Genomic DNA, 696 nt, shown 5'->3' on the forward strand with positions numbered 1-696 from the left:
CTTCAGTGATAGACATTGCCGCGATGATCGCATCATATTTACGAGCAAGTAGAGAAGGGATAATACCATCCCAATCTTGTGCAACGATCTTACATTGCACCTGCATTTCAGTACAAAGCGCGTTAGCCATGTCCACGTCAAAGCCTTTCAGTGAACCATCTGCTTCTGTCCAGCTAAATGGAGGGTAAGCACCTTCAATACCAAAGCGTACTGTTTTCCATTCTTTCGCTTGAGCTACGCCTGTTGCCGCAGTTGCAGCAAGTGCCGCGACTAATAACCACTTTTTCATATCCCTACTCCTGTGATTTAGGTTTTTATGTTTTGCTAGTTTTAATATTGTTTTGCTTATTGAGCTGTGTTGTTGTGTTTCATTGTTTACACCGCCGCCATTGACCTTAGCAGTAATGTTTCAATTCTGTTCTATTTCGACATTCACCAGCCAAGACCAATTAATAGATCGAGGAGATAAATTGTTGTAATCGCTCAGACTCTGGGTTCGTAAACAGTTTAGCTGGGTCGCCCTGTTCTTCCACCAAGCCCTGATGTAAGAACATCACATGGTTTGATACGTCACGAGCAAAAGCCATTTCATGTGTTACCACAAGCATGGTTCTTCCTTCTTCTGCTAGATCACGCATTACGCCAAGCACTTCCCCAACTAGTTCAGGGTCAAGTGCAGATGTTGGTTCATCAAAC

Annotated in this window: 1 protein-coding gene and 1 pseudogene; both read right to left on the bottom strand. The window is 43.5% G+C overall.

The genetic code is table 11. The annotated features are described in order from the left end of the window. On the bottom strand, positions 1 to 289 hold a 289-nt coding region (locus BCT81_RS24235; protein ID WP_133152711.1), incomplete at its 3' end, for a transporter substrate-binding domain-containing protein. A gap of 160 nt (positions 290 to 449) precedes the next feature. Continuing rightward, positions 450 to 696, bottom strand: a pseudogene (locus tag BCT81_RS24240) (histidine/lysine/arginine/ornithine ABC transporter ATP-binding protein); the annotation flags it as partial.

The sequence above is a fragment of the Vibrio sp. 10N.261.52.A1 genome (genome assembly GCF_002876325.1).
In the GTDB taxonomy this organism is placed as follows: domain Bacteria; phylum Pseudomonadota; class Gammaproteobacteria; order Enterobacterales; family Vibrionaceae; genus Vibrio; species Vibrio chagasii.